This is a genomic window from Natronobeatus ordinarius (genome assembly GCF_024362485.1).
Lineage (GTDB): Archaea > Halobacteriota > Halobacteria > Halobacteriales > Natrialbaceae > Natronobeatus > Natronobeatus ordinarius.
On the sequence record NZ_CP101456.1, the window covers coordinates 279,793 to 305,588 of the forward strand.

The 25,796-nt window shown below is 60.4% G+C and carries 31 protein-coding genes and 2 tRNA genes; 14 read left to right on the forward strand and 19 right to left on the reverse strand.

Going from position 1 to position 25,796, the window contains the following annotated elements:
- Positions 1–4: 4 nt before the first annotated feature.
- Together NMQ09_RS01485 and serB are read right to left on the reverse strand one after the other, a co-directional pair.
- Complete coding sequence (locus NMQ09_RS01485; RefSeq protein ID WP_255192687.1) at positions 5–439, reverse strand: hypothetical protein; 435 nt, start codon at positions 437–439, stop codon at positions 5–7.
- A gap of 183 nt (positions 440–622) precedes the next feature.
- Positions 623–1,264, reverse strand: a complete 642-nt coding sequence (gene serB / locus NMQ09_RS01490) for a phosphoserine phosphatase SerB (protein ID WP_425607250.1) — start codon at positions 1,262–1,264, stop codon at positions 623–625.
- A gap of 1,106 nt (positions 1,265–2,370) precedes the next feature.
- Here serB and NMQ09_RS01495 point away from each other — a divergent pair.
- The gene (locus NMQ09_RS01495) at positions 2,371–3,045 is read left to right on the forward strand and encodes a hypothetical protein (RefSeq protein ID WP_255192688.1); all 675 of its coding nucleotides are present in this window, start codon (positions 2,371–2,373) and stop codon (positions 3,043–3,045) included.
- Positions 3,046–3,313: 268 nt separating this feature from the next.
- On the opposite strand, the gene NMQ09_RS01500 is transcribed toward NMQ09_RS01495, so the two are convergent.
- From NMQ09_RS01500 to NMQ09_RS01510, 3 genes are all read right to left on the reverse strand, one after another.
- A complete protein-coding gene (locus tag NMQ09_RS01500; RefSeq protein ID WP_255192689.1) occupies positions 3,314–3,682 on the reverse strand; it encodes a hypothetical protein in 369 nt (122 codons plus the stop codon).
- A gap of 95 nt (positions 3,683–3,777) precedes the next feature.
- Entirely contained in the window at positions 3,778–4,437 is a 660-nt protein-coding gene (locus tag NMQ09_RS01505; protein WP_255192690.1) for a metallophosphoesterase family protein, read from the reverse strand.
- Between the two features lie 62 nt (positions 4,438–4,499).
- Positions 4,500–5,093: an IMP cyclohydrolase gene (locus tag NMQ09_RS01510; protein WP_255192691.1), complete on the reverse strand. Its 594-nt coding sequence runs from the start codon at positions 5,091–5,093 to the stop codon at positions 4,500–4,502.
- 133 nt (positions 5,094–5,226) lie between these two features.
- Between NMQ09_RS01510 and NMQ09_RS01515 the strand changes: the two genes are divergently transcribed.
- The 5 genes from NMQ09_RS01515 (at position 5,227) to NMQ09_RS01535 (ending at position 8,945) form a co-directional block, all read left to right on the forward strand.
- Positions 5,227–5,299: transfer RNA gene (locus NMQ09_RS01515), tRNA-Gln, on the forward strand.
- A gap of 369 nt (positions 5,300–5,668) precedes the next feature.
- Positions 5,669–5,914, forward strand: coding sequence for a hypothetical protein (locus NMQ09_RS01520; RefSeq protein WP_255192692.1), 246 nt, complete (start codon positions 5,669–5,671; stop codon positions 5,912–5,914).
- A gap of 129 nt (positions 5,915–6,043) precedes the next feature.
- On the forward strand, positions 6,044–7,114 hold the full coding sequence (locus NMQ09_RS01525; RefSeq protein WP_255192693.1) for a helix-turn-helix transcriptional regulator: 1,071 nt from the start codon (positions 6,044–6,046) through the stop codon (positions 7,112–7,114).
- A gap of 119 nt (positions 7,115–7,233) precedes the next feature.
- On the forward strand, positions 7,234–8,205 hold the full coding sequence (locus tag NMQ09_RS01530; RefSeq protein ID WP_255192694.1) for a hypothetical protein: 972 nt from the start codon (positions 7,234–7,236) through the stop codon (positions 8,203–8,205).
- A 2-nt stretch (positions 8,206–8,207) separates the two neighbouring features.
- On the forward strand, positions 8,208–8,945 hold the full coding sequence (locus NMQ09_RS01535) for a DUF7345 domain-containing protein (RefSeq protein WP_255192695.1): 738 nt from the start codon (positions 8,208–8,210) through the stop codon (positions 8,943–8,945).
- Between the two features lie 35 nt (positions 8,946–8,980).
- Here the strand turns inward: NMQ09_RS01535 and NMQ09_RS01540 are convergent, their stop codons facing one another.
- Positions 8,981–9,364 (reverse strand): universal stress protein, encoded by a 384-nt coding sequence (locus tag NMQ09_RS01540; RefSeq protein WP_255192696.1) that lies wholly within the window; start codon positions 9,362–9,364, stop codon positions 8,981–8,983.
- 32 nt (positions 9,365–9,396) lie between these two features.
- Positions 9,397–11,574: an ATP-dependent DNA helicase gene (locus NMQ09_RS01545; protein ID WP_255192697.1), complete on the reverse strand. Its 2,178-nt coding sequence runs from the start codon at positions 11,572–11,574 to the stop codon at positions 9,397–9,399.
- Between the two features lie 119 nt (positions 11,575–11,693).
- Between NMQ09_RS01545 and NMQ09_RS01550 the strand changes: the two genes are divergently transcribed.
- The 3 genes from NMQ09_RS01550 to NMQ09_RS01560 all read left to right on the forward strand — a co-directional run bounded on the left by NMQ09_RS01550 (position 11,694) and on the right by NMQ09_RS01560 (position 13,531).
- Positions 11,694–12,287 carry a DJ-1/PfpI family protein gene (locus NMQ09_RS01550; protein ID WP_255192698.1) on the forward strand — a complete coding sequence of 198 codons (594 nt, stop codon included), beginning with the start codon at positions 11,694–11,696 and terminating at the stop codon, positions 12,285–12,287.
- Positions 12,288–12,377: 90 nt separating this feature from the next.
- A complete protein-coding gene (locus NMQ09_RS01555) occupies positions 12,378–12,779 on the forward strand; it encodes a PPOX class F420-dependent oxidoreductase (RefSeq protein ID WP_255192699.1) in 402 nt (133 codons plus the stop codon).
- A gap of 95 nt (positions 12,780–12,874) precedes the next feature.
- Positions 12,875–13,531, forward strand: a complete 657-nt coding sequence (locus NMQ09_RS01560) for an HAD family hydrolase (RefSeq protein ID WP_255192700.1) — start codon at positions 12,875–12,877, stop codon at positions 13,529–13,531.
- Between the two features lie 24 nt (positions 13,532–13,555).
- On the opposite strand, the gene NMQ09_RS01565 is transcribed toward NMQ09_RS01560, so the two are convergent.
- The 3 genes from NMQ09_RS01565 to NMQ09_RS01575 form a co-directional block, all read right to left on the reverse strand.
- Positions 13,556–14,485: a CBS domain-containing protein gene (locus tag NMQ09_RS01565; RefSeq protein WP_255192701.1), complete on the reverse strand. Its 930-nt coding sequence runs from the start codon at positions 14,483–14,485 to the stop codon at positions 13,556–13,558.
- A gap of 66 nt (positions 14,486–14,551) precedes the next feature.
- The gene (locus NMQ09_RS01570) at positions 14,552–14,965 is read right to left on the reverse strand and encodes an RNA-binding domain-containing protein (RefSeq protein WP_255192702.1); all 414 of its coding nucleotides are present in this window, start codon (positions 14,963–14,965) and stop codon (positions 14,552–14,554) included.
- A 6-nt stretch (positions 14,966–14,971) separates the two neighbouring features.
- Complete coding sequence (locus tag NMQ09_RS01575) at positions 14,972–15,532, reverse strand: AAA family ATPase (RefSeq protein ID WP_255192703.1); 561 nt, start codon at positions 15,530–15,532, stop codon at positions 14,972–14,974.
- A gap of 171 nt (positions 15,533–15,703) precedes the next feature.
- On the opposite strand from NMQ09_RS01575, the gene NMQ09_RS01580 reads away from it, so the two are divergent.
- The 4 genes from NMQ09_RS01580 (at position 15,704) to NMQ09_RS01595 (ending at position 16,804) form a co-directional block, all read left to right on the forward strand.
- Complete coding sequence (locus NMQ09_RS01580; RefSeq protein WP_255192704.1) at positions 15,704–15,898, forward strand: cold-shock protein; 195 nt, start codon at positions 15,704–15,706, stop codon at positions 15,896–15,898.
- 192 nt (positions 15,899–16,090) lie between these two features.
- A tRNA-Arg gene (locus tag NMQ09_RS01585) sits at positions 16,091–16,165 on the forward strand.
- 226 nt (positions 16,166–16,391) lie between these two features.
- Positions 16,392–16,577, forward strand: coding sequence for a hypothetical protein (locus tag NMQ09_RS01590; protein WP_255192705.1), 186 nt, complete (start codon positions 16,392–16,394; stop codon positions 16,575–16,577).
- Positions 16,574–16,804, forward strand: a complete 231-nt coding sequence (locus NMQ09_RS01595; RefSeq protein WP_255192706.1) for a hypothetical protein — start codon at positions 16,574–16,576, stop codon at positions 16,802–16,804. The genes NMQ09_RS01590 and NMQ09_RS01595 overlap by 4 nt, the downstream gene beginning before the upstream one ends.
- Before the next feature lie 459 nt (positions 16,805–17,263).
- Here NMQ09_RS01595 and NMQ09_RS01600 read toward each other — a convergent pair whose 3' ends face one another.
- From NMQ09_RS01600 to NMQ09_RS01630, 7 genes are all read right to left on the reverse strand, one after another.
- Positions 17,264–17,884 (reverse strand): tyrosine-type recombinase/integrase, encoded by a 621-nt coding sequence (locus NMQ09_RS01600; RefSeq protein ID WP_255192707.1) that lies wholly within the window; start codon positions 17,882–17,884, stop codon positions 17,264–17,266.
- Positions 17,877–18,068 carry a hypothetical protein gene (locus NMQ09_RS01605; protein WP_255192708.1) on the reverse strand — a complete coding sequence of 64 codons (192 nt, stop codon included), beginning with the start codon at positions 18,066–18,068 and terminating at the stop codon, positions 17,877–17,879. Before NMQ09_RS01605 ends, NMQ09_RS01600 begins: the two co-directional genes overlap by 8 nt.
- Positions 18,069–18,254: 186 nt before the next feature.
- A complete protein-coding gene (locus NMQ09_RS01610) occupies positions 18,255–18,551 on the reverse strand; it encodes a hypothetical protein (protein ID WP_255192709.1) in 297 nt (98 codons plus the stop codon).
- Between the two features lie 470 nt (positions 18,552–19,021).
- On the reverse strand, positions 19,022–20,479 hold the full coding sequence (gene tnpC / locus NMQ09_RS01615) for an IS66 family transposase (protein ID WP_255191006.1): 1,458 nt from the start codon (positions 20,477–20,479) through the stop codon (positions 19,022–19,024).
- 25 nt (positions 20,480–20,504) lie between these two features.
- On the reverse strand, positions 20,505–21,260 hold the full coding sequence (locus NMQ09_RS01620; RefSeq protein WP_255192710.1) for a hypothetical protein: 756 nt from the start codon (positions 21,258–21,260) through the stop codon (positions 20,505–20,507).
- Between the two features lie 190 nt (positions 21,261–21,450).
- Entirely contained in the window at positions 21,451–22,062 is a 612-nt protein-coding gene (locus tag NMQ09_RS01625) for a hypothetical protein (protein WP_255192711.1), read from the reverse strand.
- 111 nt (positions 22,063–22,173) lie between these two features.
- Entirely contained in the window at positions 22,174–22,461 is a 288-nt protein-coding gene (locus NMQ09_RS01630) for a hypothetical protein (protein ID WP_255192712.1), read from the reverse strand.
- Positions 22,462–22,687: 226 nt separating this feature from the next.
- Here NMQ09_RS01630 and NMQ09_RS01635 point away from each other — a divergent pair, with 226 nt between their 5' ends.
- Positions 22,688–23,347 carry a hypothetical protein gene (locus tag NMQ09_RS01635; protein WP_255192713.1) on the forward strand — a complete coding sequence of 220 codons (660 nt, stop codon included), beginning with the start codon at positions 22,688–22,690 and terminating at the stop codon, positions 23,345–23,347.
- Positions 23,348–23,768: 421 nt separating this feature from the next.
- On the opposite strand, the gene NMQ09_RS01640 is transcribed toward NMQ09_RS01635, so the two are convergent.
- Positions 23,769–24,887, reverse strand: coding sequence for an AAA family ATPase (locus NMQ09_RS01640; protein ID WP_255192714.1), 1,119 nt, complete (start codon positions 24,885–24,887; stop codon positions 23,769–23,771).
- Entirely contained in the window at positions 24,884–25,795 is a 912-nt protein-coding gene (locus NMQ09_RS01645) for a hypothetical protein (RefSeq protein WP_255192715.1), read from the reverse strand. The genes NMQ09_RS01640 and NMQ09_RS01645 overlap by 4 nt, the downstream gene beginning before the upstream one ends.
- Position 25,796: the final 1 nt, after the last annotated feature.

A 25,796-nucleotide genomic window follows, 5' to 3' on the forward strand; every position in this document is an offset into this window, starting at 1 on the left:
GCCGCTAATCCGCCGGCTGGTTCACCGGCCCGTACTCGTTCGGGCGGCCGTATTCGTCGTGGTCGGACGCACTCGAGCGCTCGGCCTCGCGCCGGTCGCCCCACGTGGTCGCTCGAGCGTCGGTAACACGCACTTTCAGCTGCCGTAAAAGATCATTAGCGAGCCGCGAGGCACGTTCAGGCGGGGACAGCACCGACAGTCGCTCGCCGGGCGAACGAAAGACGGCGATCAGCGCCCACATCGACCCCGCCGCGAGCGCGCCGACGGCCGAAAACGTCATCCCGAGCGTCGCGAACGTGACGCCGTAGACGACGCCGATCGCCATCGACGGGAGGCTCGTCCCCAGTGGGACGCGGGCAGCGGCGTCCCGGAGCGTCGGGGCGAGAAACACGATCGACAGGCCGCTTCCAACCAGGAATACGAGGTCTTGCCACATCATCAGTATCAGCGTTTACTCGATAGCGGGTAAAAAAGTCTCTCGGTATTAGAAACCGCTCGTTGAACTGAGACTACGAGCTCGGAGATCGTCTCCAGATCCTGACGAAGTTCCGACATTCCTCACGATCGATCGTAATCGGATTGTACGGTGGAGAAACGTGATGTTCGGGCCGGTAACAGCGAATTACGCCTCGAGGACGTCTTCCTCGACGAGGACGTCGTGGAGCTCGCCCATCGACGTCACGACGACCGCACAGCTCGGCTCGACGGCCGGCTTCGGGTCGAAGCCGACCGCCAGGCCGGCGACCTCGAGCATCGGCAAGTCGTTCGCGCCGTCGCCGACGGCGATCGTCTCCTCGAGGTCGACCCCGACGTCGTCGGCGAGGGCCTCGAGCGCGTCGTCTTTCGTCCCCTCGATCAGGGGCCCCTCGACGTCGCCCGTGAGTTCGCCACGCTCGATCGGCAGTCGATTCGCGACGACGTGGTCGACCGCAACGCCCTCGGCCGAAAGCGCCGTCTCGACGCCGCGTTCGAAGCCGCCGGTGAGGATGGCGGTCGTGACCCCGGCGGCCGACAGCGCTTCGATGAGGTCGGCGGCCCCCTCCCTGAGTTCGACCCGGTCGTAGGCGGCCTGGGCGTCGTCCTCGGGGAGGCCCTCGAGTAAGGCCGCCCGCTCGCGCAGGCTCTCGGCGTAGCCGATCTCGTCGTTCATCGCGCGCTCGGTAATTGCAGCCATCTCGTCGGCGACGTCGATCCGGTCGCCGAGTAAGACGGTCATCTCCGAATCGGAAAGCGTCCCGTCGAAGTCGAAGGCGACGACTGTCATGGCTTCCCGTTTCGGCCGACGGGATAAACCAGTTCAGGTTTCGAGTTCGCTCGAGCGCCGGTCACGACGAGCGCGGCTTCGTCGAGGGCTGGAGAAGGGACGACGCCACAGTATAAGGATTAGCGTGGGTTCTTACACGTTTCAACGTGATAGAACGCAGATGTGTTGAAAGCGCTGTGACCGATACAGAGGATGAGTGCAGCACGACGACCCCGTTTATTTCGCGCCAAATTCTATGAACCATCCACTCACTACACGTGCATATACGGCAAACATCTCTTATCTGTTATACGCGGAGCAGGCGCAATACCACGTCCTTCAGGGCGTGGATACGCGCCGTCACTTGGAGATCTATCCACGTAATAAACTGAATCCGAGATTTTACCGTGAACATTCAAGTAGGCGGGCAACATAGTAGATAGTGGAACCAGGCTGGAACAGAGCGATTCCCGCCGGTCCGACGATGGCGGCCTGCCCGCCCCAAGCAATCAGATCGTTCGAGAATCTTCGATTCTCGTGATGACGAAAATCTTTGATTTTCGAACCACAGTAATCGGAACCAGTCCGGTGAACAGTTGGTTCCTATAATGAACCGATGCTGTGCCCGACTGCTTGAAAGCACCACAGAAAGTAACTCCGAGTCCGTCGATATCTGCCGGACTCCCTGTGGCAAAAACAACACCGGGAGTCCGAATACGACAGAGGATAGGAGTACCGGGGGCTTGGCACTCCCAGCAGTCCCACCCACTCCAGTCCGTGGACCTCATACGGATTCTCACCGTCTCGAGGTCCGGTGGAACTGCAAACCTGAAATCTCCAACGCTGAGCAAATCGGAGATTTGCGAGGTACGCGAATCTGTGATTCGCTTGACTCAGGATTCCTCCGTCTTCAGGCGGAGGAGGATGTCAAGGAGGAAACGCGAATAATATTATAACAGTGGACATCTGGACTGGGTTTTGATCTAAAACCAAACTATGTGGTTTTAGACTTACAGCAGGCTACGCCGCGTCATTGCTTGCATATCAGCCAGCGAATGCCCAAATTTCATGAGATGAATATTTCACTCACATAAGTGAGAGAACACGATGGAGGGTGGCGCGTACCAATGACCACCGAAATCAAACCAACCGACGGCATCTTGCGGAGAACAGTACTGAAAGCCAGCGCCGTTGCGGCGGGCGCGCTCGTGGTGAGCACGCCGGCAACCGCTGACGGCTGTGATGAGGACGATTATGAGGATGAGGAAGAAGAAGACGAACCCGTGGGCGAAAACGACGTGGATGAACCCGAGCCGGACGTCGACGAACTCACCCGACAATTGCTAGAGGTGCGGGCCGCGACCCGACCGTACTGGGCGGACGTCGCCAGGGTCCGTGAGGACGGATACGACGGGGACGTGTCGCCGTACGATCCGGGGATGGGCTTTCACTTCGTCAACCCCGGTCTGATCGCAGACGACGAGAACACAGTGGTCGAACTCTCGGAGCCGGCGATCATGGTGTACGTCCCCACCGAGGGCTACGACCCCTCACCCGGGGACGAACACGACCCCGACCGGGACGACGACCTCGTCCTCGCGGCGGTGGAATTCGCCCATACCGGGACCGAGGGCGCTGGTATGAACCTCTTCGCCGACGAGGAGGCTGAACGTTCACCACGAACTCCGGAAGCCGGCGGGTGGGAGTTCGTCGAAGCGGCGGGCGTAACCGCGCTCCACGTGTGGGTCCCCCACTGGAATCCGGCGGGCGTATTCCATCCGACCAATCCGGCGGTCGATTGACCAACCGAACGGGAGTTGATCACCCGGGTTCGAAGTCGAGGAAGTGATCCTCGAACGTGGGTGGCCGCATGGCCCCCTCTGACTGAGCGGCTACTGGACGGCAAACCGGGAGAGATATCCGAAGCCGTCGTGGTGCAGATATCCTCTATACTGACCGCCCACTACCTTTCGTAGTCCGAGTCAGATGACGTGCGACATTCGCGATTTGTATTCATCAGCCCCCATTACTCAACCACCAGAGAGGAAAGAAAAACTATGAGCGGCGTTGCTACTCCCTATAGCTGCGATTTCCGACCGCCTGTTTCACGCGGTCCTGAATCGTCGGTTCCGGTTCCGGTTCGCCGCCGAACTGGCGTTTCGCCACCTGTGCCAGCCCGCCCGATCCCGTCGCCGGCTCGCTCAGCAGCCAGTCGGGCACGCTCTCGCGTAGCTCCTCGCGTTTCTCCGCTTTGAGCTTGCTGTACCGTCGCAAGACGAGTCCGACACCGATGAACAGGCCAGCGTCGAGCAGTTCCCGACGGAACCGTTGCTGGTCGTTTCGGACCGCGATCGCCTTCACCAGCGAGAGGACGCCGATGGCGAGATACAGCGTCGAACTCCGCGCCGGGTCGCCGCTAAGCATCCGTTGGAGTGACATGCGCGGCGACGTACCACGTCCCCGCTGATAGCTGTTGGGCCGCGTTCACGAGGACGAGAACGTTCTTCCGGCCGTAGCGGCCGGCAGATGGGGACCTACCGTCCCGACTGCAGCCGCGTCCCGATCCGCGAGGGAAGCCCGACCCGCTCGACCTCGCGGATCACCGCCTCGAGGTCGTACGCGACGCGGTGAGTGTCGACGGTCATCGCCTCGAGGTCGACCACCGCGTAGGCGGCGCGGGGATCGCCGTCGCGCGGCTGGCCGACGCTGCCGGGATTGACGACGATCCCGTCCCCGTAGCGCTCGGCGTGCTGGACGTGGGTGTGGCCCATCACGAGGACGTCCTCCTCGCCGAGCAGCCGCGGCGAGAACTCCTCGGGGTAGGTGTACCGGTCCGGATCGTCGGGGTGGCCGTGGACGAGCTTCACCCGACCGTCGAACGCCCGCCGCTCGGTCGGCAGCGACTCGAGCCAGCGTCGCTGGGCCTCGTCGAGCTCCCGCTGGGCGTGTTTGACGCCCGCCCAGGCGAGTTCGTTGAACCGAAAGGAGCTGCGCTCGACGACGGCCAGGTCGTGGTTGCCCATCACGGTTGGGACGTCACGGTCGCGAAGGGCGTCGACGCACGCGGCGGGCCACGGGTTGTAGCCGACGACGTCGCCCGCACAGGCGAGCGCGTCGACGGTAGGCATGTCGGCGAGGACGGCCTCGAGGGCGACCTGGTTGCCGTGGACGTCGGAGACGAGCCCGACTCTCATGGATGACACGACGTGCGCCAGAGAAATGTAACTTAGGCAGGATACCGAGCGGGCAGCGAGACTCAGTCGTCGCCGTTCTCGATCGCCGTCTCGAAGCCGTCCTCGGTCCGGGCGACGCCCGCCGCACAGACGGCGTGCTCGAACTCGAGGTCGTACGCCGCGCTCGCGGCCGTTTCGGCGTCCTCGGCCTCGAAGTCGAACGCCTCGGGACTGTCTTTCTCGTAGGTCGCCACGAGCGTCGGCTCCTCGACGGTCTCGACCAGCAGGGCGTCCTTGCGGACGATTCCGACGTAGGCCTCGCCGTCGGCGTCGATCGTCGCCGCGATCCGGGGGGTGTCGTAGTCGTCTTTCTCGTAGTCGAGCGCCAGCAGGCTACTCGCGAGGGCGTCCCGCGCCGGGTATCCCAGCTCGATTTTCTCCGCGATCGGATCGACCTGCGAGCCGTTGCCGAAGATGACCGTCTCGCCGGCCGGCGAGTCGACGATTCGCAGGCAGTTGTAGGCGACGTACGGGTTGTCCGTCTCCGGCGCGTCGGGAGTGGGTCCGACGGTGAGGGCGTCGTCCCGAGTCACGATCTGGCGGTTGGGGAACGAGCGCGAGGAGACGCGGTAGGCACCGCCCTCGGGGCCGACGACGAGGAAGCGTCCGACGTACATACCTCACCGTCGCCCCGACTCGAGTAAGTGACTGTCGATCCACCGCCCATCGACTCGTTCGACGAGCCGGATTTTACACCGACTCGAGTCGAATCGCAAGCCATAAAGCGAGCCAAATCGAACGTGGATACAGAGTCCCGTGGGGTAGTGGCCAATCCTCTCAGATTCTGGGTCTGAGGACGCTGGTTCGAATCCAGCCGGGACTACTTCTGCCGCGAGCAAATCCGCGAGCGGCGAATATCCCCGCTGATTCGAACGAGAGAAGACGCAGCGCGAACGAAGTGAGCGACCGTCTTCGCGTTGTTCGAATCCAGCCGGGCCGACTTCTACCGCGAGTAATTCCACGAGCCAGAGTTCCTCTCGTAAGCTCGAGCGGTTCCCGCCGCCTCGAGTCCGGCAGCCATCGTCGAACTCGTCGAACCAGTCGTGATGGGACTCGAGGGAGCTACCGGGCCGTTCAGCGTCGGGTGTCCGTTCAGAACGTTCGAAAACCGTAGCAAACGGACGTAAACGACGATAAATCGTCGAAACCAACTGACCGATTGAATAGCACGACAGTCCAGCGATCGAATGTGATGAAACGGACGATACTCACGCTCGTGATCGCGTTCGCGGTGCTCGCAAGCGCGCCAGTGGCCGTGACTGCCCAGGACGGAAACGGCCCGCCGGAGGCGTTACCGAGTCCGGTTCCCGAGTTCGTCTCCGACGTGCTCGGGTCCGTCCTCGAGTTCCTCGACGGCGGCCTCGAGTCGCTCGGAGAAACGGTCAGCGGGCTCACGCCCGGCGGCGATAAGGTGCCACCGGGCGAGGCGGGACGGTGAACGACGATGGACTGGGGAACGTAGAAGGAGCCGGTCGTGGCGACCCGAAGCGCGTCGCTAACCCCTCAGCGGAGTTTCATACGTGAGTGATTTCGTGCACGTTAAGCGATGGTACTGGCAGGGACGCGTATGAGTGATCGCGTTGGGTGGCTCGTTTTCCTCGTAGTCGTCGTCGCCATCGCCGGTGTGGGATCGGCAACGGTGGCGGGGTCGACCGCCCCGGAATCGGAGTCGGTCTTCGCACAGCAGGCCGACGTCTACGCGGACGAGGTCCGGATGGACGTCGCGGTACGATCCGACGGCGACGCCGACTGGACGCTCGAGTTCTTGGTGCGACTCGACGACGACGAGCGCACGGAGGCGTTCGAGTCACTCGAGGCGGACGTCGCCGACGACCCGGGCGCGTACACGGCTGAGTTCGCCGCCCGAATGGACGACACGGTCGCGGCGGCGAGCGAAGCGACGGGTCGGGAGATGACCGCCGACGGGTTCGCCGTCGAGACCGAACGCCAGTCGTTCGCCCGCGAGTACGGCGTCGTCAGGTACAGTTTCCGCTGGCACGGCTTCGCCGCCGGCGAGGGCGACGACCTCCACGCCGGGGACGTCATCCAGGGACTCTACCTCGACGACGGCACGCGGGTACTGCTCAGCTGGCCCGAGGAGTACGAGCTCGAGTCGGTGGCGCCCGAGCCGGACGACCGACGCGACCACGCCGTCATCTGGTACGGGAGCGAGACCGACTTCGTCTCCGGGGAGCCACGCGTCGTCGTTTCCCCGGGCGGAGCAGGACTTGGCTGGGCCGTCGCGGGAGGTGTGGCCGCCGCCGTGGGGATCGTCGGTGCCGTGGGGTGGTGGCTCCGACGACGCACCGCAGAAGCGGCGGGTGCAGCCGACGGTGACGATCCGCAGCCGACGCCCGAGCCCGAGGCACCGAGCCCGACCACGGAGCCCGAGGAGTCCCTCCTGAGCAACGAAGAGCAGGTCCTCCGATTGCTCGAGGAACGCGGTGGCCGAATCAAACAGCAGACGATCGTCGACGAGCTCGGATGGACCGACGCGAAGACGAGCAAGGTTGTGGGCGGGTTGCGCGAGGAGGGGAACCTCGAGTCGTTCCGTCTCGGTCGCGAGAACGTCCTCACGCTTCCGGAAGATGACACTGCAAGTCAAAGCGCAGTCGACGGAAAGTCGAAATCGGGTTGAACCGCCGAAACCGAGAGACAGCGGCGGGTCGAAAACGGCGTTAAATCGGGGAAAACGTCGATGAACCGGGGACGACGTCGGGAGGGTATATCAGGAAACACGACAGACTGGAGATCGTGATGAATCGAACTGCAACGATCGTCGTGGCGATCGCACTCGTGAGTGCGCTGGTAGCGGTTCCACTCGGCGCCAGTGCGTTCGCAACCGACGCAGAGGAGGCACAGAACGCGACCGACTCGATCGAACCCGGCGAGCGCCTCGCCGGCGTCGTCGGGGTCCAGGAGGCCGAGGTGAACGGCGAGGTGTCCGAACGCACCTACGGCGTGAAGATCGCGAACGCGCAGACGGACGCGGCGAAAGCCGACGTCGTCGGTGACCAGCTTGACGAGATCGAAGAGCGACTCAAAGCGCACGAGACGACGCTCGACCAGCTGGCGGATGCGCGCGAGGCCGGCGAGATCGACGACGGGGAGTATCGAGCGAAGGTCGCGACGGTCGCCGCCGAGAAGGCGACCACCGAACGGTTAGCCGAGCACGCACAGGCGACCGCGGGTGAACTGCCCGAGGAGCTCTTAAAAGAGCGCGGAATCGACGTCGACGCGATTCGGGAGCTCCGAGCGCACGCCAGTGAACTCGGCGGCCCGGAGACCGCCGAGATCGCTCGCTCGATCGCCGGCGACAGCGTCGGACACGCCGTCGCACTCGAGCGTGAACCGGGCGCACCGGTACCGACCCCTGCGGAAACCGAGTCGCCGGCTGACCGCGTCGACGCGGAACTCGAGCGCGCCAGCGGTGAACTCGAGCGGGCTGCCGATCGGATCGACCGTGCTGCCGATCGCGTCGACGAAGACGACGAGGACGCCCAGGCAGCCCTCGAGCGTGCCACTGCGGCGCTCGAGGAGGCCGAGGCAGCCTTCGACCGCGCAGCGGACGTCGCCGACGAGGACGCCCAGGCGGCCATCGAACACGCCGAGGAGGCCACTGAGTACGCAACGGAGGCCACAGAGCACGCCGAGGAAGCCATCGATCGGACCGAAGCGGCGGACAGCGGGACGGATCGAGGGGTGGAGACTGACGACGCAGGACAATAACGATGCGTCGTGAGCTCTCCGTCCTGATGATCGTCCTGCTCGCGATCGGAGGGTCGTTCGTCTCACCGGTTGCAGGAGCGACTGCCGTCGAGGAGGCCGACGAACCGAGCCTTCACGTAGCGGTGACCGCGAACGGTGACGCGACGGTGTCGCTGGTCTCCGTGTACGAACTGTCCAACGATGACGAACGGAAGGCGTTCGAGTCGCTCGAGGACGACGAGGGGGCACAGCGCGAACTGCTCGATCGATTCGAAGACCGGATGCAGTCGGTCGCAGCGGAGGTCGACGACGGAGAGGCGACGGTCACCCGGGACGGGATCGACGTCCGAACCGAGGACGATCGTGGAGTCGTGACGACCTCGGTCACCTGGGAGGGCTTCGCCGAACTCGAGGGCGACACGCTGGTCGTCACCGAGCCGTTCGCGAGCGGCTTCGAACCCGACCGACCGCTCGTCGTCACCGGTCCCGACGGATCGGCGATCATCTCGACGTCGCACGAGCCAGCCGTCGAAGCCGACGCACAGGTCGTCTGGAAGGCGGGAACGGACCTGGACGGCTTCGAACTGGTAATCTCGATCGAACCCAACGAACCCGCAGACGAAGCGGAGACCAGTGAGGTGGCCGACGAGACGGCTGACGGACTTCCCGGGTTCGGCACCGTCGCTTCGGTCGCCGCGATCGCGGCCGGTCTCGGATCGCTGGCACTGGTCGGTCGATCGCGGCACTCGCGATTGGAGTAGTCGGACTCCAGTCACACTGTTTTTGACTCCCGTGCTCACAACTCGGGAACCGGAACCACCACGACCGGCCGATCCGCTCGAGTCAACACCGCCTGCGCCGCGTCCCCGACGTCGGCCGTCGCCCCCGGGCGGCCGCCTCGAGCGCCGATGACGAGTTCGTCGACGTCGCGTTCGGCAGCGGCCTCAAGGAGCTCCTCGGCGGGGTCACCCGCTCGGATCGTGGTCTCGAGGTCCCCGACGTCGAACAGTCGGACGCCGGCGACGTTCAGGGCTTCCTCAGCGTCCCGCCGTGCCGCCGGATCGTCGGGCGATGCGACGGCGACGACGGTGACGGCATCCGCGGTCGTCGCCCGATCCGCGAGGTAGTCACAGGCTGCGGCGGTCGTGTGGACGGAGTCGGTGCCGACGAGGGCGTGCATGCGCTTCACTCGGCGGCGACAGGCCAAGAAGGTCAGGGCGTCGGTGGCTTGCCGTCGTAGGCGTCCTGGTCGCGGTAGAAGTTGAGCATCGCGAACTTGAGCTTCTCGGGCTCGAGGTCGATGAGTTCCTCGCGCTCGACGTGCGGGAACGTCCCGTTGACGCTGTACTTGCCCAGGTCGGACTTCGCCCGCCTCGAGTAGCGTCGGTCGAGCAGCGCCCGAACGCCGACGTCCTCGGGCGAGCGGATGACGCGCCCGAGCGCCTGGCGGGTCTTCCGGACCGTGGGGATCTCGACGGCGTAGCGCCAGCCCGTGTCGGTGCCCTCGAACGCCGCGTCGTAGGCCTCCTGGACCGCCTCCGCGCGGTCGTCGAGGTGGGGGTAGGGAACGCCAACGACGAGCACCGTTCGGGCGTCCTCACCGTCGAAGCTCACCCCTTCGGCGAGGGTCCCCCACAGCGAGGTGAGCAAGACGGCGTCGGCGTCGGCGACGAACTCCTGGCGGAGGTCCTCGACGTCCTCGCCAGGTTCGTCGAGGTAGACCGTCGAGCCGAGGTCGAGATCGCGCTCGAGGTGGCTCGCGTACCGGGCGGCCTCGGCGTAGTTCGGGAAGAAGACGAGCGTGTTCCCCGGAGTGAATCGGACGGCGTCGATGATCGTCTCCGAGACCGCGGCCTGCACCTCGGGGTCGTCGCGCTTGGAGGCGAACAGCGGCGGCGTCTCGACGGCGTAGGTGCGCCGGCGTTCCGCGGGGAACTGCAGCCCGTAGGCCATCGTCACCGGTTCGGCCAGGCCGAGGACGTCCTCGGTGACGTCGAACGGCTGGAGCGTCGCGCTCATCAGCACCGTCCCGGACACCTCCTCGAACAGTTGGCCGGTCACCTGCCGCGGCAGGCAGGTGTAGAGCTCCGCGCGGCCGTAGACCTCCTCGGTGCCGGCGTCGCGCCGAACCGACACCACCGGGTACAGTCCCTGTTTCGCCCCCTCGGCCATCCACGCGCTCACGAACGCCGCGGCCTGGAGCGTCTGACACTCCGTCCGGGTGGCCGTCTCGCCCTCCCGATACGCTTCCTCGTACTCCTCGTCGAGCCGTTTCCCGAGTGTCGTCGCCACCTCGAGGTCCGCGTCGATCCCCTGACCCGAATACCGTTGCAAAAAGGCGAGCGTGAGGTCGTCCCGGCGGTCCTCGTTCGAGATGGGGACGTCCTCCCACTGCTCGCCGATCCGTTCTCGGTCGCCGAAGCCGAACGACTCCTCGTACGTCTCGACGAGGGCGTCGCGAAACGCCTCGAGGACGTTCGCCGCGTCCGCAGCGGATGGATCGTCGAGCCCCTCGAGTTCGTCCAGCGCCGAGTCGAACGTCCGCTCCGAGCAGGTGCGAGTGGCGTGCTCGCGGGCGGCGTCCTCGACGTTGTGCGCCTCGTCGAAGACGGCGATGACGTCGCCCGGATCGCGGCCGAGCCAGCGGAAGAACTGCTCGCGGATCGTCGAATCGAGTACGTGGTGGTAGTTACAGACGACGAGGTCGACGCCCTCGAGGCCCTCTTTCAAAAGTTCGTAGCCACAGAGCTGTCGTTCGTCGGCGTACGCGTAGATCTCCTCGGGCGTGCGAACGTCCTCGAACAGCCAGCCGAAGAAGTCCTCGGTCTCCTCGAGCAGGTTGTTCCGGTAGTGATCGCAGACGTTGGCCTCCTCGAGGTCGTCGATCCGCTCCTCGAGGCGCTCGAGTTCGTCCATCACCGCGCTGCGGGCCTCGGCGGCGCCGCCGTCGCCCGCCTGACTCTCCGCGAGCAGGTCGCGCTGGCGGGCCTCGAGTCCCGCGCGGTCCGTCTCGGCGTCGACCAGCGCGCGGGTGTTGTCTCGCAACGCCTGACACTCCTCGTAGCCGACGTCGATGTGACACATCGACCCCTTGCCCTTGAACACCACCGCGCGAATTGGCTCCTCGCGGGTGATCGCGCGGGCCTCGGCGACGAACTGGCGCATCTGCTGGTGGACGTCAGTCGTGATGACGACCGTCTTCCCCTGCTCGCGGGCGACTTCCAGGGCGGGAACGAGCGAGGAGAGCGTCTTGCCCGTCCCACAGGCGCCCTCGAAGAGCACGTCCTGGCCGCGGGTGAGGGCGTTGTAGATGCGGTCCATGGCCTCGCGCTGGTTCTCGTACGGCTGGTCGTACGGAAAAAAGCGCATGTACCCGGCTGTCTGGGACACAGTGTGTGATAGGTTCGTACTCCGATAAAAGCGTTCGTCTCGCTCGAGTCACGGCGCCGGCTTCCGGTCGGTTCCGCCGCCGACGAAACGGGTTTATTCGCCGTGGCCCACTCCCAGCTATGGCACCAGTTGACGCGGAGATCGTGCTCTTCGACGGCTTCGACGAACTCGACGCGATCGGCCCCTACGAGGTGCTCGCAAACGGCGCCGCCGAGGGCGGGTCGATCGAGACGCAACTGGTCACCCTCGAGCCCACCGACGTCGTCCGGGCGAGCCACGGCCTGCGGGTCGAACCCGACGACGTCCTCGGCCAGCCAGATCTGCTCGTCGTCCCCGGCGGCGGGTGGTCGAGCAGCGACGGTGGTGTCCGGCGAGCGTTCGAGGAGGGGCAACTGGCCGAGGCCGTCTCCGACCGATACGACGAGGGATCAACGGTCGCCTCCGTCTGCACGGGCGCGATGCTCCTCGCCCAGGCTGGCCTGCTCGAGGGTCGGCCCGCGATCACCCACCACAGCGCCGTCGACGACCTCGCCGCGTACGCCGACGTGACCGAGGCCCGCGTGGTCGACGACGGCGACGTCCTCACCGCCGGCGGGGTCACCTCGGGGATCGACCTCGCGCTCTGGTACCTCGAGCGAGAGTTCGGTACCGACGTCGCCGACGCGGTTTCGACGCTGATGGAACACGAACGTCGCGGCGACGTGTGCCGGTAACGGCTCGAGTCACGGCCTGCGGTTGGATCGTAGCCGTGAGATCGTGCCTGTAGGTATCACAGCTTAGTGTGGCACCGACGTACGGCCGCTATGGGATCAATCCCGGAGAAGTTCCACGACCTGTTCGAGAAGCAGACGTTCGCTCACCTCTCGACGCTGTTGCCAGACGGTGCACCACACTCGACGCCCGTGTGGATCGATTACGACGCGGACGCGGACCGGCTGCTGGTGAACACCGAGCGCGACCGCCGCAAGGAGAAGAACGTTCGAACCGACCCGCGGGTCGCCATCAGCATGACTGATCCGGACAACCCCTACCGGATGCTCTCGGTGACGGGCGAGGTCGACGAACTCACCACCGAGGGTGCGCGCGAGCACATCGACGAACTGACGAAGCGGTACATGGGGAAAGACGAGTACCCCAACCCGATCGAGACCGAACGGGTCATCATCTCGATCAGGCTCGAGCGCGTCAGCCACTTCGAGCCCTGAGCGGAGCCAGAACGTCAGCGGAACGGACGCGGCCAACAGTCGTCGCTGCCACGACGGCCAAACGGCTATCCGTTCTCGCCGAATATCCGGCAGCCATGCGCGCCGTACTGTTCGACATGGACGGCGTCCTCGTCGACAGCGAGGACTACTGGGTCGTCTACGAACGCGACGAGTTGCTCCCCGAGGTCGTCCCCCACGCGGACGTCGACGTCGCCGAGATCACCGGGATGAACTACCGCGAGATCTACGACTCCCTCGAGTCGGAGTACGGAACCGCCCTCTCTCGCGAGGCGTACCTCGAGCGCTTCGAGGAGTTCGCCCACGAGCTCTACACCGAGCGCGTCTCGCTGCTTCCGGGTTTCCACGACCTCCGCGACGAACTCGCGGAACGCGGCGTCGCCGTCGCGCTCGTCTCCTCCTCGCCACACGACTGGCTCGAGCTCGTCCTCGAGCGGTTCGACCTCGCGGGCGACTTCGACGCGGTCGTCAGCGCCGACGACGTCGACGGGGGGAGCAAACCCGAGCCGGACGTCTTCGAGCACGCCGCGGCCGAACTCGAGGTCCCGCCCGAAGCCTGCGTCGCCGTCGAGGACTCCGAACACGGCGTCGAGTCGGCCGCCAGGGCCGGTACGACGACGGTCGCCTACCGCATCGACGCCCACGACGACCTCGACCTCTCGGCGGCCGACGTCGTCGTCGACTCGCCCGCCGAGTTGCGGGAGACGGTGCTCGAGCTGGTCGAGGCCGGGTGAGTCGAGCGCCTCGAGCGCCGACGCTCAGGCCGTCGCTTCCCCCTCGAGCACCCCTTCCGGCGGCAGTTCGTCGACGAGCACGACCGCCTCGCCCTCGAGGACCGGTTCCTCGGACTCGTCGAGGACGGTCGTCTCGACGCGGAACTTCGAGCCGCCGAGGTCGTCGACGATCTCACAGCGAGCGGTCGCGCGTTCGCCGACGCCGACGGGTCCACGAAAGCTGATCTCCTGGGAGAGGTAGATCGAAAGCCCCGGCAGCCGAGCGAGCGCGGCGCTGATGAGTCCGACGCCGAGGACGCCGTGGACGATCCGCTCTCCGAACCGGGTCGCCGCGGCGTAGGATGCCTCGAGGTGCAGCCGGTTCGTGTCGCCGGTGACTTCCGCGAACGACTCGACGTCGGACTCGCTGAGCCTCTTCCCGAAGATCGCGACGTCACCGACGGAGACCTGCGTCTCGTCTTCACCGTGGTACTCGAACGACCAGTCGTCGCGTTCGTACTGGGTGTCCGTCCGGACGGTCAGTCGCTTCGGCTCGCGGTCGTGGATGGCCGGCGGGTGCATCAGCTGCGGGATGTAGTAGGTGAGTTCGGTCGTCGTCACGATCCCCCGGAGCTCGTCCGCCTCGCCGGAGTTGGCGACGACCGGCAGGTGCTTACACTGGTGTCGCCGGAGCATCTCGGCGGCCTCGACGATCGACGCGTCGGGCGCGATCGTCACGACCGGCATCGACATCACCGCCTCGAGTTCGACGTGCCCCAGGTCGGACCGCTCACAGAGGTGTCTGGCGAAGTCGCCCTCGGTGAGGATACCGACCGGTTCCTCGCCGTCGACGACGACGACCGAACCGACGTTCCGGTCGCGGACCGTTCGTGCAGCCTCGGCCGCCGTCTCGGTCGGCGTGGCGGTCGCGACGTCCGTGACCATAATCTCGGAAACGGGGATCGTCTCGTACATCGAGCCCGTGCTACGCCGGGCAGCCCCATGACTCCTTGCCCCAAGACGCCTCGTCCCGGCTCGAACTCAGACGTCGACCGGCCGACCGTCCTCCGTCGGCGGCGCGACGTGATCGACGTACTCCTCGAGCGTCGGCTCCTGTACCCGGACGCGGACGGCGATCTCACCCAGTTCGTCGGGTTCGCCGACCGAGAAGTTCACCCGGCCCTCGAACGCCGCGCCCTTCTTCAGCGCGAACGAGAAGGTGTCTCCCTCGCGATTGGAAACAAACTCGCTGCGGGCGGTGTCGAGGATCTCCTGACGGTGGAGCAGCTCGGAGAAGTGCTCGAGCCGGTGGGCCGTCCCACGGATCTCGCCGTGGCCTTCCTCGAGGTCGGCCTCGGGGAAGACGGTCGCCACGGCGTCGGCGACGCGGGCAGTGATCTCGGTGTCGTAGACGGGTGCGGTGATCTCGACGTCGACGCGGTAGATATCGGTCATGGTCGATCAGGGTCGGGCCCGTGGGCCCTCGTGGATGAGCTCTCTGATCCGGTCGTGGAACGACTCGAGGCTGTCGGTGTTCTCGACGACGACGTCGGCCCGGTCCATCGCGTCGTCCATCCCGAAGCCGCGCTCGCGCTCGTCGCGGCGCTCGAGCGACTCGCCGCCGTCGTCAGCGCCCGCGTCGCGCCCGCGGGCGTCGATCCGCTCGGCGCGCAGCTCGAAGGGGGCCTCGATGCTGACGAGCGTGAACGCGTCGTCGAAGCGCTCCTCGAAGACGTCGACCTCGACGCCGGAGCGAATGCCGTCGATCACCACCGCGTCGTGGTCGACGAGGCGATCCTCGATCATCGGCAGCGAGCGTTCGGCGATCGCCGCCGGGCCGTTCTCCTCGCGCAGGGCCTGGGCGACCGTGCCGTGGTCTTTCGTCGGATCGAGTCCGCGATCCGCGGTCTCCTGACGGACGACGTCGCCCATCGTCACCACCGGGATTCCTTCCTGGCGTGCCACCGTGGCGGCCTCGCCCTTGCCGCTGCCCGGCAGCCCCACGGTTCCGATGACGTGCATCGGCAGACGGTACAGGCGACGCGTGCATAAGGGCTGTGTCTCGTGGGCGAGTCCGGCACGCTCGAGCGAGTCGACAACGTGGCGAACGCTCGCGGACGACCCCGAAACGGAGATCACGGTACCACGACCCTCGGAACTCTTATCCGTGTACTGGTCATACATTTGTTTGTAATGGCAAACGGTAAGGTTGATTTCTTCAACCACACAGGCGGCTACGGTTTCATTTCGACGGACGACGCTGACGATGACGTCTTCTTCCACATGGAAGACGTCGGCGGCCCGGACCTCGAAGAAGGCTCAGAGATCGAATTCGACATCGAACAGGCCCCCAAAGGCCCCCGCGCGACGAACGTCGTCCGCAACTAATCTACGTTTCCGTCGCCTGACGGCGACTCTCAACGTCGATTTCAGTTTTTCAGAACACAACCGCTCGAGCCGAGGCGCTATCTGGGTGTCTCGATCACCCTCGGCGTCGGCGGTAGCAGCGGTTCGACGGCGTCTCCGGCGAACGGAGAATCCACACCGCTTATACTGGTCGGCCGACGAAGGAGTACTCGAGGGCACGTAGCTCAGTCTGGATAGAGCGTCGGACTTCTAATCCGACGGTCGTGGGTTCGAATCCCATCGTGCCCGCTACCGCAGTTCACGGTCAGATATGCAAGACGGCTCGGGGTTCGGTCTGAATTTTACCCTCGAACCGTGATGATATCGTTATTCCGCATCACGGCAGTCGACTCTGTCTGGCGATTCCGTGTGATACGATGCGCCCCAGAGTAATAAGTGCCAGAATATAATCCATTAGCTGAGTTTGGGAAATATTTTCAGCCGTTTATCATTCTGCGCCGTAAACTGAGAATGCATGTCGAACCAAGGACCACACTGCGAGATGATGCAATCGGACGACACAGTGTTTGTCTCGGTGACCGGGGGAGCGGACGACGATTTGGATACGGTCATCCATGCGTGTCACAACCAGTTTCAGTACCTCGCTGACGATTGGACGGCGGTCTCGCTCAAGGACATTTCCGTGGTGAAACCGGAATGAAGCGCAGGGACGACCACCGAAACGGAGACTTGCCCAAGGAACTCGAACGCTCTCCCGACCTCGACGACGTCCCGGATGACCTCATCGAGTTACTGGCGCTCGAATACATCGTCCGTGCCACCTGCCGCAACTGTGGCCACTCTGACTACTACGTCGACACTGGATTCCCGCACAACGAGCCCGACTGCAAGGGTGCGTCTTGCTCGGAGCAGATACTGTTGGATTAGTCCTGTTGGTAAGCGGCACGTGATTGGCTCTTCATAGCTGATTTAGACGATTTTGGGTATTTTACTGTATTGTATGACCATTCATCCATTCTCCGTCGAAGCGGTTATAAAGGTAAATCCCACATCAGCGACATGCAATGAGTCGAAACCGATGTGATGACGAAGAATTAGATAGACTCGCACAACAACAGTTGAAACTGGCAGAATCTGCACTGGACACCTACTATCGTCTGATGTGCGCCCGAGACAAGCACGACACCGGGCCGTACTATCCCGATGAAGGCTATGCTGCCGGTCATCTCAACTGGGAACTGAAACACGTCAGACAGTCCCACGAACGGCGGACATCGTTAGATAGAGACGACTACAACCTCTCCGAAGTCGTCAGTGACATCCTCGACCGGTCACAAGAGGACAAGGTACTAGACCGAAAGCGGCGAGAGGCTGAGAAAGAGTAAATCACCGACGTTGGAAGTGTTCGTAGATTCGCTCAGTCGTCGTGATTGAGCGGTGGCGGAGTCGGTTCCGAACGTCGACGAGTCGGGTATCAGGGTCGGCGAGCATGTAGTTAGCGAGACTGTGCCTGAATGCGTGTGGGTGAGCTTCCTCCGGGTCGGCGGGCTGGCCGTCCGTCCTCCGGGGCGCAACGTCAGCTTCAACTGCCAGCCTACGCACGATGTCTCGAGCGGTCTCCGTCGACATGTGGTTTGACTGGCGGCTTGGGAAGAGATAGTCGTGGCCGTTGGCTTCGAGGTCGCTGAAGTACATCCGCAACAGACGTACTGTGTTGAAGTGACCGTACGGGTCGAGTCGGAGTGTAGCTGCGGACGGGCTGATATCTTCTCGAGGGTAATCCTTCTGTATCACTGCGGGGAGCATCACTTCCTCAGCCTCCAAATCAAACATGGAGCGTGTCAGTTGAACAAGCTCGTTGACCCGGAGTCCGAGGTCGGCTGCGAGAACCACGAGGGTCTCGTCCCTAAGGGACGAGTCATAACGTGCGTCTCGACTGTGCGCAGCGTCTCTCAGGTCGTCTATCTGGCTCAACGTAAAGTGCCGGTGTACGACGGTTTCACTCATCCTCACTCACCCTTCGGAGCTTGTGCCGGAGGAGGTCGGGGTTATCCAGCGCTAATCGCACGATAGCCTCTCCTACGTCGCACTGGTCAGCATCCCAGACCTCGTCGTGCTCGAGGGAGAGTCGGTCGAGTGCTCGTCGGAGGTCTCGTCGCTCGTGGACTCGGAGGGTGAAATTTTCACTCATGTCCAGAACACCCCGTACATCGTGAGCCCGAGCCCGATTTTGAATATCAAGGTGGCCACGAGCAAGCGTACGTAGGACCTCATTCGTCGCTCACCTCGTTGACTCGCTCTTCAAGCGCTGGTGGTAGCTCGCCGTGTTTCTCTCGATAGATTTCAGCGTATTTGACGAGGAGCTTATCGTCGAGATTCATGCCTCGTCACCCCAGATGTTCCGATACAGGACTTTTGTGACGAACAAACCGGTGACAGCTATGATTGCACCGACGATTTCTCGCTGGTATTGGTCGATTCCGGTAGCGTCGACGACCCAAGCAGGAGTTGTCGAGACCACGTCTCCGACAAGCAGAGCGTACGAGGTCTCGCTAAACGCATGATATGTTCCGTCAAGGATGCCGACGAACGCACCGCCGAAAGCAGCGAACACCAGTGATTTGAATCCAATCTCGATTAATCGCTTCTCTTCGTGGGTCAGGTTCAGATTCATTGTTCGTCACCTCCGGGCCACCAAGAGATTCGTTCTCTGAGCAATTCGCTAAGTGGTCGGGACTTGATGTCCCAGTCAATTATAACCCCTAGCACTGCACCTATGATTAGTTCCATCATGTGTGTATTATAATGTGGTGTTGGAATGCATAGGTGTTTGGTGAGTCGGGTTATCTGTAACCCATGAGCAGGAGGAACAAAGAGGCTTAGACGTTCGATTAGCGATTTAGATATGCAGACAGATGGAAGTCGGTTTGGGAATTAGCTTCTCGAAAGTTCTTCATAAATGATATCTCGTGTCGTTTCTTTGTCTTCCAGCCTCCACTCGTGGGCTCTGCCCATCTCCTCGTGAATAGCTTCTTCAGGGATTGGAAATACTCTGTAGGACTTCTGAAAGCGCACACGACCTTCGTATGATACTCGAGGGGTAGTTGGATAGCGTGATCAGGACTCACCGGTTAGTGATGCCTCTCATCCTAATCTGAGTTCTTGCCCACCGAGGATGGACTGGAGCTGTTCAGGTGGATCAAGTCCTCGTCGTTTCCACGTGGCTAACATGGTCGTGATCGTCTCGTGAATCTGGACCCCTTCGGCTGAGCGGAGGGTCCGGAACATCTTCCGCAGCACCACTTGCTCGCGCAGAGCGCGCTCTGCGCGATTATTCGTCGAATCGACGTCTGGCTCTGTCACGAACGTCAGCCAGTGGCCTAACCCGTTCCTGATCTTCTCGATCAGTTTCTGAACCTCCTGTGACTCATACTCCTCCCTGATCAGCCCTTCCAAGTGTAACGACGCCTCCGCCCGCATCTGCTCGCGGGCGGAGGCAGACGGGTCCTCTTCGTCGAACGCCGTTAAGTCATCGTGGAGATCGTGCAACTCCGCAGAAAGCCACTCTGCTTCCTCATACCGCTCAGCAACGTACTCTGCCTCCCGTAACAGATGCGCCCAGCATCGCTGGAGTTTCGTGTGGTAGCTCCGGTACGCCGACCAGCCGTCACAGCTGAGCGTCGAGTCCTCGGCGAATTCCTCGCCGAGGACGTCCTCTAACACCTGGCTTCCACGACTCTCATCAACCCAGAACAGCACCTCTTCGTCAGTAACAAACGTCCACGCCCAGTGTTGCTCTCCATCAACAGGAAAGCCCGTCTCATCACAATAGACGACGTCACTCTCCCGAACACTGGCTTTGACGTCTTCATACGCGGGTCGCAGCCGGTCTGCGACCCGCTTGGTCAGGTTGTAGATTGTCCGGTGGGAGATGGGGAGATCGAGCTCCCACTCAAACAACTCTGCCTGCTTTCGGTTTGGAAGTCGCTGATGGAACCTTCCAAGGGCGGTTTGGGCCATGATATTTGGCCCAAACCGCCCGGTTTCCGGGCAGTCAGGATGTTCAGCAACGACCTCGTTTCCACAGGAACAGTGGTGTTTGCCGAGTTCGTACTCGGTGACAGTGGTTGGAATGGGGAGTGGTATATCGATAATCGTCCGTGAGACGTAGCTGTCCGGGTTAGAGAGTGTCTGCTCACAGTCTGGGCAATATCCCCGATCAACTCGAATAGTCTCCTCTGGTTCCGGAGGCGGTCGAGTTGTTCCCTCGTGACCTTCGTCACGTCCTGGAGAGGAGTCGCTGGCGGCGTCAGCGTCGCCGCCAGCGTCGTCCCCTTGGTCTTCGTTCTCTTCCTCGTCGCTGTCATCGTTGCCAGGTGATCCAGCCGCGCCACCCTGCTTACTGGGTGGTGTGTTTGGGTTTTCGTACCACTTGAGGCGTGCTTGCAGATTCTCGATCTGCTGTTGCTGTGCTGTGAGTTGACGACGGAGAAGACGGTTCTCGAACTCTTTGACTACGAGCTGCTGGCGGAGATGCGTACTGTCCTCAGCGCGGATCGCGGAATCTGTCGATTCCGGCGATCCGCCAATCCCCAGCGACACACTTGATTTACCATTGAGAGACCATTCATGAGACTGCTACGAAATCGGTCTGGCAGCAAGTCGCTATCCAACTACCTCGAGGGAATGCATTAACTGAGAAGTGCGAGTTCTTTGAATCTGAGACCGGGAGCAGCCGTGTTTGGAAAGGTTTTGTGATGACTATGACTTTTTCTCCGTTCTCCAGTTGCTTGATTTCCTCAACAGTTAATTGCATCCCAAGCTTCTCAATAGTGTTCGTAGATAGACGTTCTCTGTTTATCGAGAACCCCATTTTTCGACAGTATTTTACCCAATCTATGGGTTGTGGAAGTCGTCGCTTGAGCCGTTCACGATATGATTTAGGCCTATCCATTTGAACGATGTATTTGATTTGTCTACAGTCACGCTGTGTAGCGTCTGCGATATTCTGGTATCGCTTGTTCGAATGCTTTTTAATTTTCTTCCTGTGATGGAACCAACGCCGATTGAGAAATTCGATAGAGTCTACAAGTTTTCCACTAGCTTCCGGATTACCTTTGAGTTCTTTGAGGTCTTCTAAACTGGAGTCAACGACGTGGATGGTGTCTTCTAGCGTCTCCGGAGTTAGCTCATCCTCTGGATACCACGCACCTTCGATTCTTGATGTGGCAGCTTCGACACTATCATACCAACTGTGTTTCTCCCGCTTTGTCTGCCGATTCATCTGAACGTAGGTCACGAGCAGAGCAACTAGAGCAGGGAGTAGAAGTGAACCAAGAAGTAATTCCACCACTCTATCCCAGTCCAAAGTGCCGACTACCATCTCTGTTTGACTTTCTAATAGTTCTTCATTAATGTGTCTCTCGAATAGTGAGTCGGGGAATCTGCAAAAAGAGGTGTTTTGGAGTGGAAATCAGAGGGTTATCGGGCTGAAAATCGGAGTGAGTTTGGGAGTCCTACAATAGACTCCCAAAGTGAGATATCACAATAGGCCCACTGGCATCTCGTCCAAATCAACCAGCGAAGATTATCTGGTGAAAAGTTATAAGAAGTTGAGCGAGACCGACCATAGCAACAACGATAGTGATAAACACGGCCGTTTCTTGCATCTTTTTAGGCCCCTCGTGTATAACTTTATAGTGCTCTCTATCCCAGACCGAGAAGCTGAGTGCAGGAGAATACGTGTTCAAGGAGCCCGAACTTAATGTCCTGTCGAGTGACTTACTCCCCCCAGAATGACCACCTGACGTGAGTCCAACCACTCCATGACCTTCAAAAGCTAATAAATCACCACCGAATTCGTACTCCCGTGTTTCTCCTGAGGGAATGTTGATATCAATAGTTCCTCTATGAACTGGTTTAGGCATCCCTTCGCCAATCGCTATACACCAAGATATCTTACTACCCTCCACAAAATTGTACTCTGTTTCATTTGTAACTTCCACACGGAAATTGGGTTTCTCATCCGTAAAATATATTGTTCTATCTCCTCCGTCTGTATAACCAGGTCGCATACTTAGCATAACTATTTCAAGCATGCTTTTCGATTCATGCTCATCCTCTTCTGCCGCCCTTACCGTAGCGTCAACCCCATCAATGAGTGTTACAGTTTGAGATGCAGGCATATCCGTATGTTATAGTGAGGATACATAAAGGGAATGTCCAGAGAGGATGATGAGCATCCCGGCCTCTACGGTTTATAACTCGGTTTTTATCGCTCTGAATCAGGATTTGAGCTATTCGAAATGGTATTCGATTTCGATTCGGCTGACGGTCTCCTGCTCAGTAACCATGTCCCCGGGTTCGTCAGGACGGGCTTCACGAGTGTAGCCCATAGTTTGCTCTTCGTGCAGGTGGCTGTCGGTATAGACGTCGTCTTCGATGAGGATTTCCTCGATGTTGCTCTCAGGATATGCATCTTCGGGCTCTCCTCTGGAGTTAACGCCAATAGCCCATCCGTTTTCTTTGACGACAACACGGTCGTAGGACCGTTTCTCACCGTTCGTCAGGTACACAGTTGCCATAGATTCAGATACGTCAATCAAACATATAAAGATAGGTGTGAATATCTACTACATGACTTTTGGCACTTCCTGAACAGAAAATAGATGCCAATACAAATGAATGGGTTTGTGTAAATTCTCTACTATTTAATCCATTCATGCGTTATAATTATTGCCATAATGTGTGTTATATATATATATCAAGAATGGTAATAAGGTATTTGGTTATTGCTGAGAACTTGAACATATGTCTAACTCAGAGCAGCCAACTCCCAGAATATATACGGCAGGAGCAATCCGGGACGATGGAGAGTATACGAATTGGCGGCGTAGTATAGAGAACGGGCTAGAGGAGTTGGAATTCTACCACCCAGAAGGTTTCACACATAAACATGATGGGTTCAGAGTTAACGGTGCCGTTTCAGAAGACATGGCGGGGATTCGGGCTGCCGATGGCGTTGTTGCATATATAACAGAGACACCACAAACAGGAACTATAACAGAAATTCTCCATGCAGTTCACAATGACACGCCGACACTAGTTTTAGTCAAGGAGTGGGAGGATGGCGATGGGATTGTCAATGGCATGGTAACTGGGAATGAAGGTGATTACGAGATGCAGAAACTTCGATATCCAGCGGAAATTGAACCCCTCTCGGTTCGGGGTCATGCACGTGATTATTGGTTCTTGATTAATTACCTCGTTGGGGATAGTAACTTTGAGAACGTTGATACGACTATGCAGGGAGATGTTGATGGAGGTCTTCCCGGGAAAATCAAGAAATGGCCCGGCATCCGGGAAGCAACTGTGATGGCGGTTCCAAATACTCAAGAGAATATCAACATGGCAGTCCGGAATTGGATTGAAACAGAATTTGGTATTGATGCTGCGTCCGCTGTAATCTGAAAAGAATCTATCAGGTTCAAGCTCCGAGGAATTGACTTTACCACCTCCAGAACGTGCAACACTGTCCACACACAACGACTTGCGTCGCACTGTGCTCCATCCGGTCGATGCTCTCGTCGCAGTCCTTGCACTTGGGCACGATGTGATAGCAGCCTTCTTCGAGCCTTTCAATTCTTCTCATGTTCAAACCCATGTTAAATAACTGCAAAGGTGTTGCCGTCACTCGATTTACTCACGTGTTCACACGCAATGTCCGTTTTTCAGTTTGAGCTAGATTATCGTGTCCGTTTGCTAATCAATAATCGACAGACAGCGTGGAGACGGACAACGGACAGGCGGCGATGCCCCCTCCCCAAATGCGCCCGCCCGCACATACACGCACGAGCGAGCGATTTTCCGATACACGGCATGGACCTACGATTTAATCGATTAGGCCGAGGTCTCGCAACTCACCCTCATACTTCTGTTTAGCTCGACGTACGGTCTTGTCGGAGACTCCGTACACATCCCCGATTTCCGCCTGCGTCATATCGGTCGTAGCGTCCAGTATTGCCATCATCTCCCGCTCATGTTGCGTCTTAAGCTCGTCCAAGTCTTCCTGTGTGAGCAAGTCGTCCTCGTCGCCCTCGTCGTCGAATATGAAGTCGCCCTCATCCCACGTGCTGTAATCAATCGACGTTGGCGGGATTCCGGAGAGATTCATCATCTCGCCGATTCCCTTTCGGTCCTTCACATCCCGGTAGAACGTCGCCTGCTTCTTCGACTTCTTGTGGATGAATACGGTACACAGGGCACGCAGAGAGGCGTCGATGTCCTTGCCGTCCTGCCCAATCAACAGCATGTGAGCATTGCTCTTCCTCGCCAGTTTCAGGAGCTTGGCCAGTTGCTTCGCCCGGTGCTGGTCCGCTCCGGACCCCGTGAAAATCTGGGCAGCTTCGTCAATTAGGATGACCAGTGGGTCGAGGTCTTCCCCGGCCTGAATACGCTCTCTGCGCTCTTCCAACAGTTCGACGATACGAGAGTATCGCTTCGTCTCTTCGTTGATATCCTCGCTACTGATGTTCGCCACTGTATCGACGTTCTCAGCCCCCCAGACGCTCTTCATGACCTCGATGATGAGCAGGGCAAAATCGGTCTTCCCTGCGCCCATGATACCGTAGATATACCCGATAAACACCGGTACATTGCGCATCATGTCCTGTAAGGACATCAGCACTCCAAGCCCGGACACGTCCTTCTCGTAGCCGACCAATCCCGAGAAGAAGTTGAGGTAGCCCTGTTTACTGAATTCGAGAGCCCATGCAGCCGTCTCACTACCGTATTTTCGGAGGAACTCTTGACAGTACTCCGTGTCCTTGAACTCCTTCGGCATGTCCCCAGTGGGCTTGTAATTCGCCTCACAGAACGCTAGGTGCGACGCTATAACGGGGTCTCGCACGAGTCCCGCCCATTCGTACACGTCACGGTGCGCTTGCTTCGGCAGCTTCCCCCGGGCGTATTCCCTGAACTCGGCTTCAGGTGGTCGTTCTGACCCGCTCATGTGTCTTCACCCTCTGTATCAGGGCCGTCGACGTGCGTGGGCGACTCGGAATCCGCCTTATCCTGTTGGTAAGGGTCTGTTTTGTTCCGGTTCCGTTGCTCCTCAACCCGTTCATCCCGGTCATACCGCCCCTCCAAGTACTCTTGTATAGGCGCAAGAGGCGTTCCCTCGGTCTGCAGAGTACCGTGTTCTCGGCGTCGAATGGCCTCGTTGACTTCCGCTGCCCCGGACTCCCGTGCCAATCGGTCGACTGCAGCTAGAGTATCCATCGCAGCGTCCATTGCAGCCGTGGTCTCGTGTTGGATTTCGTCGACGACGTGCTGGAACCCTCGCTCAGGGTCGTGGAGGTTGTTATGCCGGATGTCAGAAGGTTTGTACCCTGCAGGGTACTCGGTAGTCACCGCAGTGTTTGTTTCCTCATCATACCGGTCGGCTTCATACCCAACTCCAATGTCATAGAACGGCACTGAATGCAGCGCTCCCTTGCCAAGCTCATTCCCGTTCTCATCTTCCACCGTCATATTCCTCCATGTTTCCATAGGAAGTTTCCAGACGCCCGTTTCACCCGTTTTGGAGTCGACAGCCCGAAACCCTACGACAGACGTCTTGATGATTTTAACAGCAACAATCAATGCCGGGATAAGGCCCATAGAGACTATCACGAAGTGGATGCGTAGGTAGCCCTCGTAGTGGTTATCTACGCCGACAGCCCCTATCAGGTCGATATTCAAGATTTGGAAGAATCCTACTATCCACAGTAACAGGATGACGCTGATGGGGACAATACTGGCGAGTATGATGAGTCCCCGTCGGAGACCATTGAACACCGGATACCCATTGTGTTCAAGGACAATAGATGCGAGAGCCAGCACGCCGAGAGCCGTCAGTACAGCAGCGTAAGCTATCATA